Here is a 16,251-nt window from a genome sequence, read left to right as displayed (position 1 = left end):
AACATCCGAAGCCGGCAACCCTGCCACTCACGGGTCAGTCCGTGTCCGGCTCGATCTCCTTGACGGGAACCGCGTAGAGCGTGTCCTTGTGGAACCGTCCGCGCGGGAAGATCACGATCATGTCCGTTCCCTCGCCGCCGACGAAAACGGGAGCCTTCCGGACTTTGGGCGCGATCCTCAGCGACCGGCGCGTGGCGAGGAACTTGTAGTCGTTTTCGAAGTACACGTCGATCTTGGGGAACAACCAGCCGGGCCGCACCGTCGCCGTGGCCTCGCGCAAGCCGGTTCGCGAGACCGACCGATACCGTTCGCGCCAGAGCCAGGCGGCGCCCAGGCACGCCGGAAAGCCCAGGAAGGCGGAGAAGGACAACGGGGTGAGCAAGCCGGTTTCGGGCAAGCCCAGGACGCGCCCTTCGACCATCACGAGTCGCTGCGGGTCTCCCGGGGCGTAGGCCAAGGTGACCTGGTTCCCCACCTTGGGTCCAAGAGCTGCTTCCAAAGACACCGTGGTCGTATGCGACTTCGAGCCCGCGTAATAGGTAAGCGTGACCTTGAAGCGGTTCCGTTTGGAGGGCCCCTCGACTTTCTGTACCGTGCCCTCGACTTGAATCCCGGTTCTCGCCAGCTCCACGGCATCCCGCTGGAGCAGATCGATACCCAGCTGGCAGGCGACGAAGAAGGCAATCCAGAGCACCGACAGAGCCAGTGCGCGCACTTTGAATCGCGACAGTTTCTCGATCAGCGGAGTGGCGACTTCTCCGTGGACCGTCTGTGCGGCGACACTTCTGACGGCGTCGACATCCGCGGCGGACAACGGCCGCCCGGCGACGTGCGATCGTCGTCTCGGACGGCCGCCCTCGGCCGATCTTTTCTTCCCTCGCCCCGGTTTCATCCGCTGAGGCTAATCGAGAAACCGCGCTCTTTCCCGGCCAACGAGTTCCTTCTCGCGCCAGGGCAACCGCGAGCGCGCGGCGAGCGTGCAAGTGAGCAGGCGCGTCAGCCCGCGATCAGCACCGCGATCAACGCCAGCGTGCCCGGGACCACCTGCACGAAGAAGATCTTCTTGCTCGCCGTCGCCGTCCCGTAGAGCCCGGCCACGATCACACACGCCAGGCCGAAGATCTTGAACTGCCAAGCCGTGCTTCCGGTCGCGATCAGGCCCCAGATCAACGCGGCGGCGAGGAAACCGTTGTACAGCCCCTGGTTCGCCGCGAGCGGCGCGCTCTCTTTCGCGAACTCTTCCGTGGTGCCGAAGGAGGCGCGGGCGCGCGGGGTCGTCCACAGGAACATCTCGAGCACGACGATGTACAGGTGGATCAGGGCGACGATGCCGACCAGGACGTTGGCGACGACATTCACGGGTTCTCGCTCTCGTCGGCCAGCAGCAGCCGTTCGTCGGTGTCGAAGCAGGTGTGCGTGCCGGTGTGACAGGCGGGGCCGGTCTGGTCGACGCGCAGCAGGACGGTATCGCCGTCGCAGTCGATGCGCACCTCGCGCACGTGCTGGACGTGGCCGGAGGTCTCGCCCTTGACCCACAGTTCCTTGCGGCTGCGCGAGTAGTAGGTCCCGCGCCGGGTCGTGAGAGTACGTTCGAGGGCCTCGTCGTTCATCCACGCCATCATCAGGACGTCCGATGTGGAGTGTTCGACGACGACGGCGGCGATCAACCCGTCGGCGTTGCGTTTCAAGCGATCCGACAAGGCGGGATCAAGCGTCATTCGTGGCTCCGAGAAGGTGCCGTTTCACCGGCATCGAGTTGAGCAGGACCGCCGTGTAGATGTACCCGGCGAACAGGATCCCGGAGACGATCTTCACCCAGAAGAGTTCCGCCGCCAGCATGGACAGCGCGTGCAGCAACGCGAACAGGAAGCTGACGCCGAAACCGGCGAACCGCGCCGAACGCATCTTCAGCACCAGACCCGCCACGACGAGACCGCCGAGCACCACCGACGTTCCCGGCAGCAGGAACGTCCGCGCGGAGGAGTACGGCGCGAACATGAGGATCGCGGCCATCCCGACGTACGCGAGGCCGAGCCCGAGCAGCAGCGCGCAGACGACCTTGACCTCGGTGGAGGCCTTCCACTTGGCCGGGATCATCGGACCACGACTCCCCCGGCGCGCAGCGCGTCCTTGACCTCGCCGATCTTCAACTGTCCGAAGTGGAACACGCTGGCCGCGAGCACCGCGTCCGCGCCCGCCTCGACGGCGGGCAGGAAGTGGTCGAGCGCGCCGGCGCCGCCGCTGGCGATCACCGGCACCCGCACGGCCGCGCGCACCTGGGTCAGGAGTTCGAGGTCGAAGCCGTTCTTGGTGCCGTCGGCGTCCATCGAGTTGAGCAGGATCTCGCCGACGCCGAGTTCCTCACCGCGCGCGGCCCACTCGACGGCGTCGATCCCGGTGCCGCGACGGCCGCCGTGCGTGGTCACCTCGAATCCGGACGGTGTCGGCTCGGTGCCCTCGGGGACGCGGCGGGCGTCCACCGACAGCACGACGCACTGTGCGCCGAACCGGCGGGACGCCTCGCGCAGGAACTCCGGCCGCGCGATGGCGGCGGTGTTGATGCTCACCTTGTCCGCGCCGGTGCGCAGCAGCCGGTTGACGTCGTCGTTCGTGCGCACGCCGCCACCGACGGTGAGCGGGATGAACACCTGCTCCGCGGTCCGGCGGACGACGTCGAACGTGGTCTCGCGGTCCCCGGAGGAGGCCGTGACGTCGAGGAACGTGAGCTCGTCGGCGCCCTCGGCGTCGTACAGGCGGGCGAGCTCGACGGGGTCGCCGGCGTCGCGCAGGTCGGCGAAGTTGACGCCCTTCACCACACGGCCCGCGTCGACGTCGAGACACGGGATGACCCTGACTGCGACTGACATGGGGACAAGCGTAGTCAAGGGCGTTCTAAGCTCGCGGAATGGCACAGGCGGGGCGGCGGCCGGGGCAGACCGAGACGCGGGAGGAGATCCTCGAGGCGGCGCGGCGCAGGTTCGCCGAGCAGGGCTACGACGGGGCGACCGTCCGCGGCATCGCGGCCGACGCGGGGGTCAACGCCGCGCTGCTGCACCATTTCTTCGGCACCAAGCAGCGGCTCTTCGCCGCGTCGATGAACCTGCCGGTCGACCCCGGCGAAATGGTCCCCCGCATCCTCGACGGCCCCGAAGACGAGATCGGCGAGCGCCTCGTCCGCGCGTTCCTCGCCCTGTGGCAGGCCCCCGAGGGCCGCGCGCCGTTCCTGGCGATGATCCGGTCCGCGACCACCAACGAGCAGGTCGCGACCATGATGCGGCAGTTCCTGGAACGGGCGGTGCTGGCGCGGGTCGCCGAGGCGCGCGGCGTGCCGAAGGTCCGGGTGGCGGGGATCGCCGCGCAGATGGTCGGGTTCGCGCTGCTGCGCTACGTGATCGGGCTCCCGCCGCTCGTGGCCGCTTCGGAGGACGAGGTCGTCGCGATGCTGGCCCCGGTCGCGCAGTACTACCTGACCGACGGCGTTCACCGGCCGGACACCCCGCGCGGCTAGCCCAGACCCCGCCCCACCACCACCCTCAAGGGACAGGCCTTGCCTGGCTGCCATTCTCGAAGGATGCGCAAAGCAGCTCTCCTCCCCGTCCCCCTGCTGGCGGCCTCCCTGCTCACCGGCGTGCCGGCCGAAGCGAGCCAGAACCCCTCGCCCGTGGCGCAGACCAGGGCGTTCGTCGACGACTCCGGCGCGGACCCGGCGAACGCCGACGCCGACGACCCGGCGATCTGGGTCCATCCGAAGAACCCCTCGGCCAGCGTCGTGCTCGGCACCCTCAAGGAAGGCGGGCTGGCCGCGTTCGACCTGAAGGCGCGGCAGCTCCAGCTGCTCCCGGCCCCGAAGGCGCCTGCCGAGGACGCCGCGCCCGGCCGGTTCAACAACGTCGACGTCGTCGGCGATCTGGCGGTGGTGAGCGACCGCGGCCGGGACCGCGTGCGCGTCTACCGGATCGACCCCGCCGGTGCCGCGGCCGGATCGCGGGTGTTGCGGGACGTCACGGATCCTTCCGCCGCACCGGTTTTCTCCGCGTCGGAGTCCGAAGTGGACGAACAGCGGACGGCGTACGGGCTCACCGCCGGACGTGACCCGCGCACTGGCGCGCGCTGGGTCGCGGTGACCCGGCGGCACGAGACCCGCGTGGCGCTCTTGCGACTTGTCGACAAACCGGACGGCACCGTCGGCACGGCACCGATCGGCACGGTCGACCTGCCGTCGGAGTTCCGGCTGCCGAACGGGAGGACGTGGTCGCCGTGCGGCGAACCGGACGAGCGGCCTCAGCTGGAGGGTTCGGTGCTCGACGTCGAGCACCGCGTGCTCTACACCGCGCAGGAGGACGTCGGGATCTGGCGGATCCCGGTGAACGGCGGCGGGTTCGGCCGTCCCGAGCTGATCGACAAGGTGCGTTCGTTCGGGGCGCCGCAGCGGTTCGACGAGGCCACCGAAGAGTGCGTCGCCGACGGTCCCGATCCCGGTTTCGGCGGAAAGTGGCTGGTCGCGGACGCGGAGGGACTGGCGCTGGCCGACGGCGAGCTGCTCGCGTCCAGCCAGGGCGACTCGCGGTTCGTCGTCTACGACCGCGCCGGCACTCCGCGCCGCGACTTCCGGATCGTGGCGGGACGCGGGACCGACTCGGTCGAGCACTCCGACGGCGCCGCGATCACCACCAGGCCGCTGGGCCCGCTGTACCCGCACGGCCTGCTGGTGGTGCACGACGGCGAACGCCGTCCGGCGGCCACCGATCCTTCGGGTGAGGAGCTCGCGACGACCGGGTTCGCCTTCGTCCGGCTGGAGACCGCCGTGCGGTGATCACGTTCACCCGGAAAAGTTCGGCTCCCGATGCATCAGCACGGTGGTCTCGTGCGTCCATAGAGCGAGACCACCGGCTGAGGGGGAACACGTGCCTGCGACCTTCGACGAGTTCGTCGCGGATCGCCTGGACGGGCTCCTGCGCTACGCGACCGTCCTGACCGACGATCCGTACCTGGCGCAGGACATCGTGCAGGAGGTGCTGCTGCGCGCTCAGCAACGCTGGCACAGGATCGACTCGCCGCCGACGTACGTCCGCCGGATGGTGACCAACGAGTACTTCTCGTGGCGACGGCGCCTGGCGGTCCGCCGCGTGGTGCCGTCGTCGCCGGAGGTGCTCGACCTGGTGAGCCCGCCGGTCTCCGATCACGCCGTCGACTACGACGAACGCGACGCGATGCTGGACCGGCTCGCGAAGCTCCCGCGCAAGCAACGCGCCGCGATCGTGCTCCGCTACTACGAGAACTACTCCGACGAGGAGATCGGCGCGGTGCTCCGCTGCGCGACGTCGACCGTGCGCAGCCAGATCTCGCGCGCGCTCGCGACGCTGCGGGAAACCGAGCCGTCCTCGTCTGTTCAGCCCACGGGAGCCCGCAAATGACCCGCCTGAGTGAAGAGAACGCCGAGCACCTGATCCGGGAGAGCCTCGAACAGCTGGCGACGCGGGCGCCCGACGGGGCCGAGATCCGCGAAGTGCTGGCCCAGCGGTCGCGAAGCCGGTCGAAGATGTCGCTGGCGCTGGTCGCGGCGGCGGTCGCGATCATCGCTCTCGGTGTGCCGCTGGGCCTGCGGGCCTTCACCGCGGTTCCCCCGGCTGCGCAGCGCAACGTCGACTGGGCGGTGCTGCCGTACAAGCCCGGCTGGCTGCCCGACGGCTTCAAGGAGAACCGGCGGGCCGCGAAGCCCTATCCCGCGCCACAGACGCGGGAGTGGAGCGCGGGCGACCAGGGGCAGATCCAGCTGACCACCACCCCGCTGGCCAAACCGGGCGAACCGTGGAAGGTCGCGCCCGCGCCGAACCAGATCATCGTGCAGGGCAGGGTCGGGATGGTCTCCGAGCTGGACCGCGACGTGACGATGCTGACCTGGTCGCCTGACGACGTCTACCTGCTGAGCCTGACGCTGTACGGGGTGAGGGACCCGCGCGCGATCGGCCAGCAGGTCGCCGACGAGATGATCAGGGACGACCGTGCCCGGGTTTCGGGCGAACTGCGGTTCGGCAGACTGCCCGCCGATCTGGAACTGTCGGGGGTGAGCACGTTCATGACGGTCGGCGGGGGCGCGACCGATATCGAAGCCACCGTCGTCGGGCAGCCCACCGCGGCGGCGGTCGTCACGGCGTCGCTACGCCGCGACCGGCCGGAGGTCGCCGGGGCGGAACCGGTCCCCCTCAAGGTCCGGGGCGCCGACGGCTACTACCTCCCGAAACGGGACAGCGGGCTCGGCCCCCAGGACGAAACGGTCGCCGTCCAGCTCGACGGCGGGCGGTGGCTCACCGTGTCGGGCAAGCGGGACCAGGCCGCGCTGCTCGACATCGCCGACACCCTGCAGCTCGTCCCCGGCGACTACGGCTGGTTCGGGAAAGCGCCGGAATAGGGGCGGGCCGGCGGCGGTTGTCGACGGCATGACGGACACCTACCGCTCCATCGCGTTCACCGAGTACGGCGGCTCCGGGGTCCTGCAGGTCCTCGAACGCGAGCTTCCCGAGCCGGGCCCCGGCCAGGTCAGGGTGGCCGTCCGGGCCGCGGGCGTGAACCCGATCGACTGGAAGATCCGGGCCGGGCTGATGGCCGCGGTGTTCCCGACGGAGTTCCCCGCCGTCCCGGGCGGGGACGTCGCCGGCGTGATCGACGCGATCGGTGAGGGCGTGTCCGGCTTCGCCACCGGTGACGAGGTCCTCGGCTCCGGCATCGGCGGATACGCGGAGTACGTCCTCGCGGATCCGGCGAAGCTGGCCCGCAAGCCCGAGTCGCTCTCGTGGGAGCTGGCCGCGGCACTGCCCGTGGTCGTCAACACCGCCTATCGCGCCCTGAACCTGCTGGACCTCGAGAAGGGCGAGACGCTGCTCGTCGACGGCGCCGCGGGCGGTGTCGGCACCATCGCGGTCCAGCTGGCCGTGGCGCGCGGGCTCACCGTCGTCGGCACCGCGAGCGAAGCGAACCATGACTACCTGCGCTCACTGGGCGCAATCCCGGTGCAGTACGGCGAAGGGCTCGCCGAGCGCGTACGCGCCGTCGCGCCGCACGGCATCGACGCGTCCTTCGACGCCTCTGGACACTCCCTCGCCACCCTCGTCGAGCTGACCGGCGGCCCGAAGCGGGTCATCACCATCGCCGCGCCGGACGCGGCCGACCACGACGTGCGCTTCACGTCGGGTTCCCCGGCGGAGCAGGTCCCCGGCTCGCTGGCCGAAGGCGCCGCGCTCGCCGCCGAAGGCAAGCTCACCCTGCCGATCTCCCGGGTCTACCCGCTCGCCGAAGCGGCCGCCGCCCAGGACGAGAGCGAAGCGGGCCACGTCCGGGGCAAGCTCGTCCTGGTGCCGTAGGGCTTCCCGCGTGAGCGGCACGGACGGTTCTGAAGGGTAAGGCAAAAGGGGACTTTCCCCTCATCAGATGCACGGAAAGTCCCCTTCGCCCAAGGTCTCGCAGTCCTTGTGGGTAGCGGAATCCCGGAAGCGTCGCGAAAGCCACTTTCGCAACCTTCAACGTTGCGAAGGTGGCTTTCGCAACACCTCCGAACCACCAGGCCGCGCTGGGCCGGGGTGGTCGTGAGTGGCAAGTCGCGTTCTAACGACACTTACCGCTCACGACCACCCCGACCGACACCTCACCCGTCCTTCACCCTCTTGACTCGTGGTTCTCAACGGGCGCAGAATTAAACGTATGGCTAATTCGGCGATCTCCGTGACGGGCCTGCGGGTCGTCCGCGGCGGCCGTGAGGTCGTCCGGGACATCGGTTTCGCGACACCGCGCGGCCGGATCACCGGCCTGCTCGGGCCCAGCGGCTGCGGCAAGACGACGCTGATGCGCTCGATCGTCGGCGTGCAGATCGTCGCGGCGGGCGAGGTCACCGTGCTCGGGCATCCCGCCGGCAGCCCGCCGTTGCGGCGGCTGATCGGCTACGCCACCCAGAACCCGGCGATCTACGCCGACCTCACCATCACGGAAGCCTTGCGCTACTTCGCTTCCGTGCTGCGCGCGCCGATGTCCGATGTGGACAGGGTGATCGGCGAGGTCGGGCTCGAAGACCACGCCGGCAAACTGGTCGGGTCCCTGTCGGGCGGTCAGCACAGCCGTGCGAACCTCGCCGTCGCACTGCTCGGGAAGCCCGAACTGCTCGTCCTCGACGAACCGACCGTCGGCCTGGATCCCGTGCTCCGCGACGAACTCTGGGCGCTGTTCCGCCGTCTCGCCGACGGCGGCGCGACACTGCTGGTGTCCAGCCACGTCATGGACGAAGCGGCGCGCTGCGACCGGCTGCTGCTCATGCGCGAAGGCCGGATCCTCGCCGACGACACCCCTGCCGGACTGCGCGAACGCACCGGGACGACCGATCTGGAGCAGGCGTTCCTGCGACTGGTCCGGGAAAGCGAGGTGGCGTCGTGAACCCCGCCCTGACGCTGGCCACGGCCCACCGCATCCTCCTGCAGCTCCGGCACGATCCGCGCACCGTCGTGATGATGATCGTCGTCCCGTCACTGCTGATGGTGCTGCTGCGTTTCGTCTTCAACTCGGAAGCGGTGTTCAGCCGTGTCGCCCCGGCACTGCTCGGCGTCTTCCCGTTCCTGATCATGTTCCTGATCACCTCGATCACCACGCTGCGCGAGCGCACCACGGCGACCCTGGAACGCCTGATGACCCTGCCGATCGGCAGGGTGGACCTGCTCTTCGGCTACGCGATCGCGTTCGGCTCGATCGCGATCGTGCAGGTCGGTGTCGCGGCGGGGATCTCCCTGGCCTGGCTGGGCCTCGACATCGCGGGGTCGATCGGGATGCTGCTGCTCATCGCCGTCCTCGACGCCCTGCTCGGGATGGCGCTCGGCCTGTTCGTGAGCGCGTTCGCGCGGACGGAATTCCAGGCGGTGCAGTTCATGCCGCTGTTCGTGCTGCCGCAGATCCTGCTGTGCGGGCTGTTCGTGCCGCGCGGGGAGATGGGCTGGCTGCTCAATCGGCTTTCCGACGTGATGCCGCTTTCGTACGCCGTCGAGGCGCTCACCCGCGTCACCACTTCGGGCACCGTGGACGCGACACTGATCCGGAACCTGCTCGTCGTCGGCGCGTGCGCGCTGGCCGCGCTGGTCCTCGGCGCGGCGACGCTCCGTCGTCGAACGCCTTAAACTCTCCACATGGGATCGGAGTTCGAGCGGCTCGCCGCCGAGAAGTACGTCGTGCTGACCACCTTCCGCAAGAACGGCACCCCGGTGCCGACGCCGGTCTGGGCGGCGGGCGACGGTGGCGAGCTGGTGCTCTGGTCCGAGCGGAAGGCGGGCAAGGTCAAGCGGATCCGCAACAGCGGCCGGGTCGAGGTCCAGGCCTGCGACCTCCGCGGCAAGAAGACCCATGGCGACGTCGTCGCGGGCAAGGCGCGGCTGCTGGACCTCGACGAGACCGAACGCGTGCGCAAGGTGATCGCGCGGAAGTACGGGATCACCGGACGGGTGACGATGTTCTTCAGCACGCTGCGGGGACCGAAGGACCGGACCGTGGGGATCGCGATCAAACTGGCGGAATGACCCGTGAGAGCGTGAGTGGTGAGTCGCGCTATTGAGGGGTAAGGCGAAGGTGTCGTGCTCGGCCGCTTGTGTGTCTGCCGGCTTCGGGTGTCGCGACCTGGTGGAGCGAGCCGGGTCAGGTGGTCGTGAGTGGCGATTCGGGTTAGAGCCGACCGTGTCTTAGGTAGCTGCTGGGTTCTGGCTGTGGCGGAGCGTGAGTCCGGTCCGTGAAGGCCCCCTTCCCACGGCTCAGCCGAGGAAACTCGACCTTCGCGGCGGCTCAAGTACATGATGGCCCCCTTCCTTGCGCTAGGCGCAAGGAAGGGGGCCATCATGTACTGGCAAGCGGGCAGGAGCGGCGGTGACCGTTCGGTCAGGGTGGTCGTGAGTGGCGATTCGGGTTAGAACACGAATCGCCACTCACGACTCCCTCGGCCCAGTGCGGTCCCGTGGGTCGGCGATGTTGTGAAAGCCACTTTCGCAACGTTGAAGGTTGCGAAAGTGGCTTTCACAACATCCGAAGCCGGCACGCCGCTGAGCGAGCATGACACCTTTGCCTTACCCCTCAAGAGAACACGACTTACCACTCACGAGGTCTGCAGTGCCCGCAGCTCCGCCGCCATGGCCGCCGAGTCGTGGTCCGGGCCGCACCCCTCCACCAGGATCAGGTCGCCGGGGATGTGGTCCGCCCGCAGGTGCAGGATCTCCTGGTAGGCGGGCGACGCGTACCACTCGCGGGCCACGGCCATGCTCGGGAACCCGATCATCACCAGCGCTCCCGGCCACTCCCCTTCGAGCACCTCGACCTCGGCCCCGTGCACGAGGAACTCGCCGCCGAAGGGGTCGAGCGTGGCCTGGATCCGCTCCAGGTACTCGAGAACCTCTTCGGTCGGCGCGACGGTGGGGCGAAGGTGGGCGATGCCGTACGCGGTCATGATGTCCTCCCAGGTTTTGTTGTCCTGGAAGGAATCCTGACCGAACGAGCGCGTGGCGTCGATTACCCGGGAGGTAAAGCTCAGAACTCCGCGACGGCGGCGAGCGCCTCGGGAAGGGTGAACGCCCCGGCGTAGAGCGCCTTGCCGACGATGGAGCCTTCGACACCGTCGCGGGCCAGCGCGGCCAGCGCGCGGAGATCGTCCACACTGGACACGCCACCGGAGGCGATGACCGGCGCGTCGGTGCGGGCGGCGACCTCGCGGAGCAGGTCGATGTTCGGGCCCTGGAGGGTGCCGTCCTTGCTCACGTCGGTGACGACGTAGCGCTGCGCGCCGTCGCGGTCGAGCCGGTCGAGGACCTCCCAGAGGTCACCGCCGTCCTGCGTCCAGCCGCGCGCGGACAGCCGGTGGCCCGCCTCGGTGATCCGCACGTCCAGCCCGATGGCGACGCGGTCGCCGTAGGAGGAGACGACCTTCGCGGTCCACTCCGGGTCCTCCAGCGCGGCGGTGCCGAGGTTCACCCGGCGGGCGCCGGTGGCCAGCGCGGCCTCCAGCGAGGCGTCGTCGCGGATGCCGCCGGACAGCTCCACCTGGACGTCGAGCTTCGCGACGACGTCGGCGAGCAGTTCGCGGTTGGAGCCCTTGCCGAAGGCGGCGTCGAGGTCCACCAGATGGATCCACTCCGCCCCGTCACGCTGCCAGGCGAGCGCCGCCTCCAGCGGGCTGCCATAGGAGGTTTCGGTGCCGGCCTCGCCCTGGACGAGTCGCACGGCCTGGCCATCGGCCACATCAACGGCGGGAAGGAGCGTGAAAGTCACGCGCACACTCTAAGCGAGGGTCTCGAGCCAGTTGCGCAGCAGGTGCGCCCCGGCGTCCCCGGACTTCTCCGGATGGAACTGCGTCGCCCACAGCGGCCCGTTCTCGACGGCGGCGACGAAGTCCTGGCCGTGGTTCGCCCAGGTCACCTTGGGCTGCTGGCCGGCAAGACCGGAGTCCAGTTCCCAGGTCCGCGCCGCGTAGGAGTGCACGAAGTAGAATCGCGTGTCCGCATCGAGCCCGGCGAACAGCTGCGAGTCCCCGGGGGCGCGGACGGTGTTCCAGCCCATGTGGGGCAGGACGTCGGCCTCCAGCCTGTCGACCGTGCCGGGCCACTCACCGGCGCCCTCGGCCTCCACGCCGTGCTCGACACCGCGTTCGAACAGGATCTGCATGCCGACGCAGATGCCCAGCACGGGACGGCCGCCGGCGAGGCGTTTGCCGATGATCTTCTCCCCCGACACCGACCGCAGGCCCTCCATGCAGGCCGAGAAGGCGCCGACACCCGGGACGACCAGGCCGTCGGCCTCGAGCGCGGCATGCGGGTCGGCGGTGACCTCGACGTGCGCCCCGGCGCGCTCGACGGCGCGTTCGGCGGACCGGAGGTTGCCGGACCCGTAGTCCAGGATCACCACGCGAGGAGTAGCCACGCGCCCCAGGTTAGCGGACCGGATTTTCTGCGGATTCCCTGTTTCGATGTTCACTCGACTGGGTAATAACGCCTCCAAGTGAAAGGCCGGCGCAGGACCGCCCTGCACTTATGGAGGAACGATGCAGGACGCCGACGAACTGACCTGCCTGCTCAACGCGTGGCGGGAAGACATCGAGAGCGTGCCTTTCCCTACGTTCGCGGAGCTGCTGATCCCGGAGCAGAAGCGGCGCTCCGCTCCCTCGGTGACGGCCTCGGCATCGGTTCAGGTGACGAAGACCACCGGATGGCGCGATCGCTGACACCCGACTCCGGTCCGGTGTGTGGTTTTCTTCTTGGGAAGGTGACCCACCGAGCCGACCAGGAGTGACCGCATGAGCAGCAGCCCGGATCCGCGCGACTTCCTCGATCTCGACGCCGAGCTCACCGCCGAGGACCGGGCCATCCGCGACGCCGTGCGCTCCTACGCGCACGACCAGCTCCTGCCGAACATCGCCGAATGGTACGAGACGGGCGCCCTGCCCGCCGCCGAGCTCGCCAAGGGGTTCGGGCAGCTCGGGCTGCTCGGCATGCACCTGGAGGGTTACGGCTGCGCAGGCACCAGTGCGGTCGCCTACGGCATCGCCTGCCGCGAACTGGAGGCCGTCGACTCCGGGCTCCGCAGCTTCGTCTCCGTGCAGGGTTCGCTGGCGATGTACGCGATCCACAAATGGGGCACCGAAGAGCAGAAGCAGGAGTGGCTGCCGAGGATGGCCTCCGGTGAGGCGCTCGGCTGCTTCGGCCTGACCGAACCGGACGCAGGCAGCGACCCGGGCGGCATGCGGACCCGCGCGAGGCGAGACGGCTCGGACTGGGTCCTGAGCGGCTCGAAGATGTGGATCACCAACGGGACCGTGGCCGACGTCGCGGTCGTCTGGGCGCAGACCGACGAGGGTGTGCGCGGCTTCGTCGTCCCCACGAACACGCCGGGCTTCACCGCGAACGAGGTCAAGCACAAGCTGTCGCTGCGCGCCTCGCTGACCGCGGAACTCGTGCTCGACGGCGTCCGCCTGCCGGAGTCCGCAGTGTTCCCCGAGGTCCGGGGGCTGCGCGGGCCGCTGTCCTGCCTGAACGAGGCCCGCTACGGGATCCTGTTCGGCGTCGTCGGCGCCGCTCGCTCCTGCTATGAGACCGCGCTGGAGTACACGCTGAGCCGGGAGCAGTTCGGCAAGCCGCTGGCCGGGTTCCAGCTGACCCAGCGCAAGCTCGCCGACCTCGTCGTCGAGGTCAACCGCGCCGGGCTGGTGGCGCTGCGGATCGGACGGCTCAAGGACGCCGGGACGCTGCACCACAACCACGTCAGCTTCGGCAAACTCGCCAACGTCCGCTCCGCGCTGGAGGTCGCCAGGACCGCGCGCGCCATGCTCGGCGCCAACGGGATCTCGCTGGAGTACCCGGTGATGCGGCATATGTCGAACCTCGAAACCGTGCTGACCTACGAAGGCACCGAAGAGATGCACGCGCTCTCGCTGGGCCAGTCGGTCACCGGGATCGCCGCCTTCCGCTGAATCACCGGAAAGCCGAGCCGAGCCCCCGAAACTGTCGGTGCGGGCCTCTAGGGTCCCGCGCATGACCGATTCCGCCGAGTTCCAGTCCGTCGTCGAGCTACGCCGCTACACCCTGCACCCCGGCCGCCGGGACGAGCTGATCGCGCTCTTCGAACGCGAGTTCGTGGAGAGCCAGGAAGCCTGTGGCATGCGTCTGTTCGGCCTGTTCCGCGAACCGGCGGAGCCGGACAAGTTCGTGTGGCTTCGCGGTTTCCGGGACATGGGGGCCAGGCGGGCCGCGCTCGAATCGTTCTACGGCGGGCCCGTGTGGGGCGAACACGGCCCGGCGGCGAACGAAACGATGATCGACGCCTCGGACGTCTTTCTGCTGCGCCCGTCCGGGCCGGGCTTCCCCGGTCCCGGCGGGGCCGCGGATTCCCGCGTGCTGGTGACGGTGTGCCATCCCGCCGGACCGGTGAAGGAGTTCTCCGAATTCTTCGCGGACACCGTGGCCCCGGCGCTGCGGGAATCCGGCGTGGAGACGTTCGGCCACTTCGAAACCGAGCCCGCGGAGAACACCTTCCCCCGGCTTCCCGTGCGGGAGGACGAGACGGTGTTCGTCTGGTTCGCGAAGGTCACCGAAGAACACCGAGAACTCCTCGCCAAGACGGGCGCCGAGCTGGAAAGCAAGCTCGAACGCCCTTGGTCACAACGAGAACTGGCCCCGACCGCGCGGTCAGTCCTGCGCTGAAAGGAGGTCCGCGAGTCCGTCCGGGTACAGGATCGCCTTGCCGTCCGCCACGTCGGCCATCGGCAGCCAGTGCACGCGCGCGCCGTCGTCGAGCACCACGCCGACCTCGTCACGCTCGTAGAACGACTTGTCGGCCAGATCGGCGGTGAACAGGAACACGATCTCGTGCCCCGGCCTGCCCTCGAAGGTGAACACGTTCTCCAGCACGGCGATCTGCTCGACCGCGGTCAGCTCCGCCGCGAGTTCCTCATCGAATTCGCGATGGAGCGCCTCGACGGCGGTCTCCCCGAACTCGATCCCGCCGCCGAGCGGGCGGTGGTAGGTCTCCCCTTTGGCGTTGTCGCGGCCTTCGAACACGAGAAGGTCTTCGCCTCGGCGGATGATCCCGAGCGCGAGCGGGCGGATCTTCGTCATTCCGGCGACGCTAGCGGAGAAATTCCTTGACCGACAAGGCGATCGAACCGGCGTCGAGGCCGTGCGCGAGGTCGTGATCGGCCATCTCACCGTAGATCCGCACTTCGGCGTCGCGCCGGACACCGAGCGAGAGCAGCCGGTGCGGCGTCTCGGCCAGCGCGCCGCTCACCACGTGCGCGGACGTCCCGGCGAGATAGGGCTCGACCAGCACGACGTCGGCGCTGCCCGCGGCTTCGACGGCCGCGCGCAGCCCGGCGGCGTCGAACGGCCGGATCGTCGAGGTGTAGAGCACGGTCACGTCGAGATCGGCGGTCGCTTCCAGCGTCCTGTCGAGCATCGGCCCGACGGCCACGACGACGGCCCGGCCGCCTTCGCGCAGCGTCTGCAGGCCGGTTCCCAGATGCGGTTTCGCGTTCTCCTGCGCGGAAAGCCGGAGATAGACGCGCCCGTCGCCGGGGATGGACTCCAGCAGCAGCCGCCGTGCTTCCTCGGGGTGCCCCGGCACGTGCACGGTCCAGCCCGGCAGCGTGTCGATCAGCGCGACGTCCCCGGGCGCCTGATGCGTCCGTCCCGCCGTGGGCATGTCGTAGGACGCGCCCGAAGACACGAGCACGGCTCCGACGTCCTGGTGCCCGAGGTCGAGTTTGATCTGCTCGAACGCCCGCTCCACGAGGAACGACGAGAAGGTGTGGACGATCGGGCGCATCCCGGCCAGCGCCAGCCCGCCCGCGGTGCTCATCATCAGCTGTTCGCGGATGCCGACGTTGAGCACCCGGTCCGGATGTTTCCTGGCGGCGAAGGAGAGCTGCGCCGCGGAGATGTCGGCGAGCACGACGGCGACGTTCGGGTCGGTATCGAGTACCTCGGCGGCGGCGCTGAGGAACGTTTCACGCATGTCCACGGTTTCAGGCCTTTCGCTCGACGGTCGCGACCACGGCGAGCGGCCGGTCCGGATGGGGTGTGGTTAAGGCTTCGTAGAGCGCCTCGTGGTCACGGCCGTCGACGGTGCGGGTGACCCAGCCCTCGACCTCGAACCGGCGCGCGATCCCGCCCGGCCAGCCGTGGGTGGCCGAGGAGTTGTCGACGACGACGGCGGTCAGCTGCGGCATGCCGATCCGGCCCGCGACCGCGATGGCCTCCTGGTTGGAACCTTCGTCGAGTTCCGCGTCGCCGACGAGGGTGACGACCTTGGCGTCGCGGTATCCCTTGGCGCGCAGGCCGAACACGGTGCCGATGGCCAGCGGGAGCCCGTGCCCGAGCGACCCGCTGGCGATCTCGGCGCCTGCCAGCCGCGCCCGGTCGGGGTGATGCCCGAGCCGGGACTCCGCCGACGTCCAATCGGCGAGTTCCTCTTCGTGGATGAACCCCTTCTTCGTCAGCACGGCGTAGTAGGCCATCGGCCCGTGCCCCTTCGACAGCAGGAAGCGGTCGCGCCCGGGATCCCGGAAGGTCTCCGGAGTGATGTCGAGCACGCGGTCGTAGAGCACCCACAGGACGTCCACAGTGGACTCCGCGGCGGCTTGATGCTTCTCGTCCCCGGTCATCAGCGAGATCAGCCGCGGCAGATCCTCGTAGCCGGTCTTGGTGTCCGTCGTCATGAACCGAGCGTGCAACCTCGACTTAGGTCGAAGTCAAG

Annotated in this window: 22 protein-coding genes; 11 read left to right on the top strand and 11 right to left on the bottom strand. The window is 69.3% G+C overall.

Translation table 11 applies throughout. The annotated features are described in order from the left end of the window. Window positions 1-34: 34 nt before the first annotated feature. The 5 genes from IE302_RS28550 to hisF all read right to left on the bottom strand — a co-directional run bounded on the left by IE302_RS28550 (window position 35) and on the right by hisF (window position 2,867). The gene (locus tag IE302_RS28550; RefSeq protein ID WP_191257518.1) at window positions 35-814 is read right to left on the bottom strand and encodes a DUF3592 domain-containing protein; all 780 of its coding nucleotides are present in this window, start codon (window positions 812-814) and stop codon (window positions 35-37) included. A gap of 182 nt (window positions 815-996) precedes the next feature. Continuing rightward, entirely contained in the window at window positions 997-1,359 is a 363-nt protein-coding gene (locus tag IE302_RS28545) for a DUF1304 domain-containing protein (protein WP_191257517.1), read from the bottom strand. Then, entirely contained in the window at window positions 1,356-1,718 is a 363-nt protein-coding gene (gene hisI, locus IE302_RS28540; RefSeq protein ID WP_126733711.1) for a phosphoribosyl-AMP cyclohydrolase, read from the bottom strand. The genes IE302_RS28545 and hisI overlap by 4 nt, the downstream gene beginning before the upstream one ends. Then, window positions 1,708-2,097, bottom strand: a complete 390-nt coding sequence (locus tag IE302_RS28535) for a hypothetical protein (RefSeq protein ID WP_191257516.1) — start codon at window positions 2,095-2,097, stop codon at window positions 1,708-1,710. Before IE302_RS28535 ends, hisI begins: the two co-directional genes overlap by 11 nt. After that, a complete protein-coding gene (gene hisF, locus IE302_RS28530; protein ID WP_039916966.1) occupies window positions 2,094-2,867 on the bottom strand; it encodes an imidazole glycerol phosphate synthase subunit HisF in 774 nt (257 codons plus the stop codon). Before hisF ends, IE302_RS28535 begins: the two co-directional genes overlap by 4 nt. Window positions 2,868-2,905: 38 nt before the next feature. Here hisF and IE302_RS28525 point away from each other — a divergent pair, with 38 nt between their 5' ends. The 8 genes from IE302_RS28525 to IE302_RS28490 all read left to right on the top strand — a co-directional run bounded on the left by IE302_RS28525 (window position 2,906) and on the right by IE302_RS28490 (window position 9,545). Next, the gene (locus IE302_RS28525; protein WP_191257515.1) at window positions 2,906-3,508 is read left to right on the top strand and encodes a TetR/AcrR family transcriptional regulator; all 603 of its coding nucleotides are present in this window, start codon (window positions 2,906-2,908) and stop codon (window positions 3,506-3,508) included. 63 nt (window positions 3,509-3,571) lie between these two features. Continuing rightward, a complete protein-coding gene (locus tag IE302_RS28520; RefSeq protein ID WP_191257514.1) occupies window positions 3,572-4,813 on the top strand; it encodes a phytase in 1,242 nt (413 codons plus the stop codon). A gap of 91 nt (window positions 4,814-4,904) precedes the next feature. Next, window positions 4,905-5,414, top strand: coding sequence for a SigE family RNA polymerase sigma factor (locus IE302_RS28515; RefSeq protein ID WP_191257513.1), 510 nt, complete (start codon window positions 4,905-4,907; stop codon window positions 5,412-5,414). Then, entirely contained in the window at window positions 5,411-6,409 is a 999-nt protein-coding gene (locus IE302_RS28510; protein WP_191257512.1) for a hypothetical protein, read from the top strand. The genes IE302_RS28515 and IE302_RS28510 overlap by 4 nt, the downstream gene beginning before the upstream one ends. Before the next feature lie 28 nt (window positions 6,410-6,437). Further along, window positions 6,438-7,358 carry an NADP-dependent oxidoreductase gene (locus IE302_RS28505; protein ID WP_191257511.1) on the top strand — a complete coding sequence of 307 codons (921 nt, stop codon included), beginning with the start codon at window positions 6,438-6,440 and terminating at the stop codon, window positions 7,356-7,358. A gap of 337 nt (window positions 7,359-7,695) precedes the next feature. Then, on the top strand, window positions 7,696-8,418 hold the full coding sequence (locus IE302_RS28500) for an ABC transporter ATP-binding protein (RefSeq protein WP_191257510.1): 723 nt from the start codon (window positions 7,696-7,698) through the stop codon (window positions 8,416-8,418). Further along, a complete protein-coding gene (locus IE302_RS28495; protein WP_191257509.1) occupies window positions 8,415-9,149 on the top strand; it encodes an ABC transporter permease in 735 nt (244 codons plus the stop codon). The genes IE302_RS28500 and IE302_RS28495 overlap by 4 nt, the downstream gene beginning before the upstream one ends. A gap of 9 nt (window positions 9,150-9,158) precedes the next feature. Beyond that, entirely contained in the window at window positions 9,159-9,545 is a 387-nt protein-coding gene (locus IE302_RS28490; protein WP_191257508.1) for a PPOX class F420-dependent oxidoreductase, read from the top strand. A 566-nt stretch (window positions 9,546-10,111) separates the two neighbouring features. Here the strand turns inward: IE302_RS28490 and IE302_RS28485 are convergent. The 3 genes from IE302_RS28485 to hisH all read right to left on the bottom strand — a co-directional run bounded on the left by IE302_RS28485 (window position 10,112) and on the right by hisH (window position 11,910). Beyond that, window positions 10,112-10,459, bottom strand: coding sequence for a DUF1330 domain-containing protein (locus IE302_RS28485; protein ID WP_191257507.1), 348 nt, complete (start codon window positions 10,457-10,459; stop codon window positions 10,112-10,114). 80 nt (window positions 10,460-10,539) lie between these two features. Continuing rightward, window positions 10,540-11,277 carry a bifunctional 1-(5-phosphoribosyl)-5-((5-phosphoribosylamino)methylideneamino)imidazole-4-carboxamide isomerase/phosphoribosylanthranilate isomerase PriA gene (gene priA, locus IE302_RS28480; RefSeq protein WP_007029948.1) on the bottom strand — a complete coding sequence of 246 codons (738 nt, stop codon included), beginning with the start codon at window positions 11,275-11,277 and terminating at the stop codon, window positions 10,540-10,542. A gap of 9 nt (window positions 11,278-11,286) precedes the next feature. After that, window positions 11,287-11,910 (bottom strand): imidazole glycerol phosphate synthase subunit HisH, encoded by a 624-nt coding sequence (gene hisH, locus IE302_RS28475; protein ID WP_191257795.1) that lies wholly within the window; start codon window positions 11,908-11,910, stop codon window positions 11,287-11,289. 136 nt (window positions 11,911-12,046) lie between these two features. Between hisH and IE302_RS28470 the strand changes: the two genes are divergently transcribed. From IE302_RS28470 to IE302_RS28460, 3 genes are all read left to right on the top strand, one after another. Further along, window positions 12,047-12,226, top strand: coding sequence for a hypothetical protein (locus tag IE302_RS28470; RefSeq protein WP_191257506.1), 180 nt, complete (start codon window positions 12,047-12,049; stop codon window positions 12,224-12,226). A gap of 72 nt (window positions 12,227-12,298) precedes the next feature. After that, on the top strand, window positions 12,299-13,471 hold the full coding sequence (locus tag IE302_RS28465; protein ID WP_191257505.1) for an acyl-CoA dehydrogenase family protein: 1,173 nt from the start codon (window positions 12,299-12,301) through the stop codon (window positions 13,469-13,471). Window positions 13,472-13,532: 61 nt separating this feature from the next. Further along, window positions 13,533-14,201: an NIPSNAP family protein gene (locus tag IE302_RS28460; protein WP_191257504.1), complete on the top strand. Its 669-nt coding sequence runs from the start codon at window positions 13,533-13,535 to the stop codon at window positions 14,199-14,201. Here IE302_RS28460 and IE302_RS28455 read toward each other — a convergent pair. The 3 genes from IE302_RS28455 to IE302_RS28445 are packed head-to-tail and all read right to left on the bottom strand — an operon-like array spanning window position 14,187 to window position 16,213. Then, window positions 14,187-14,615 (bottom strand): NUDIX hydrolase, encoded by a 429-nt coding sequence (locus tag IE302_RS28455; RefSeq protein ID WP_191257503.1) that lies wholly within the window; start codon window positions 14,613-14,615, stop codon window positions 14,187-14,189. The genes IE302_RS28460 and IE302_RS28455 overlap by 15 nt on opposite strands. 10 nt (window positions 14,616-14,625) lie before the next feature. Next, window positions 14,626-15,516, bottom strand: a complete 891-nt coding sequence (locus IE302_RS28450) for a transketolase family protein (protein ID WP_191257502.1) — start codon at window positions 15,514-15,516, stop codon at window positions 14,626-14,628. A 4-nt stretch (window positions 15,517-15,520) separates the two neighbouring features. Further along, on the bottom strand, window positions 15,521-16,213 hold the full coding sequence (locus tag IE302_RS28445) for a thiamine pyrophosphate-binding protein (protein ID WP_191257501.1): 693 nt from the start codon (window positions 16,211-16,213) through the stop codon (window positions 15,521-15,523). Window positions 16,214-16,251 lie beyond the last annotated feature (38 nt).

The sequence above is a fragment of the Amycolatopsis oliviviridis genome, from assembly GCF_014654365.1.
Classification (GTDB): domain Bacteria; phylum Actinomycetota; class Actinomycetes; order Mycobacteriales; family Pseudonocardiaceae; genus Amycolatopsis; species Amycolatopsis oliviviridis.
Note: the sequence above shows the minus strand (reverse complement) of the source record. Positions and strands in the feature narration are given on the sequence as shown.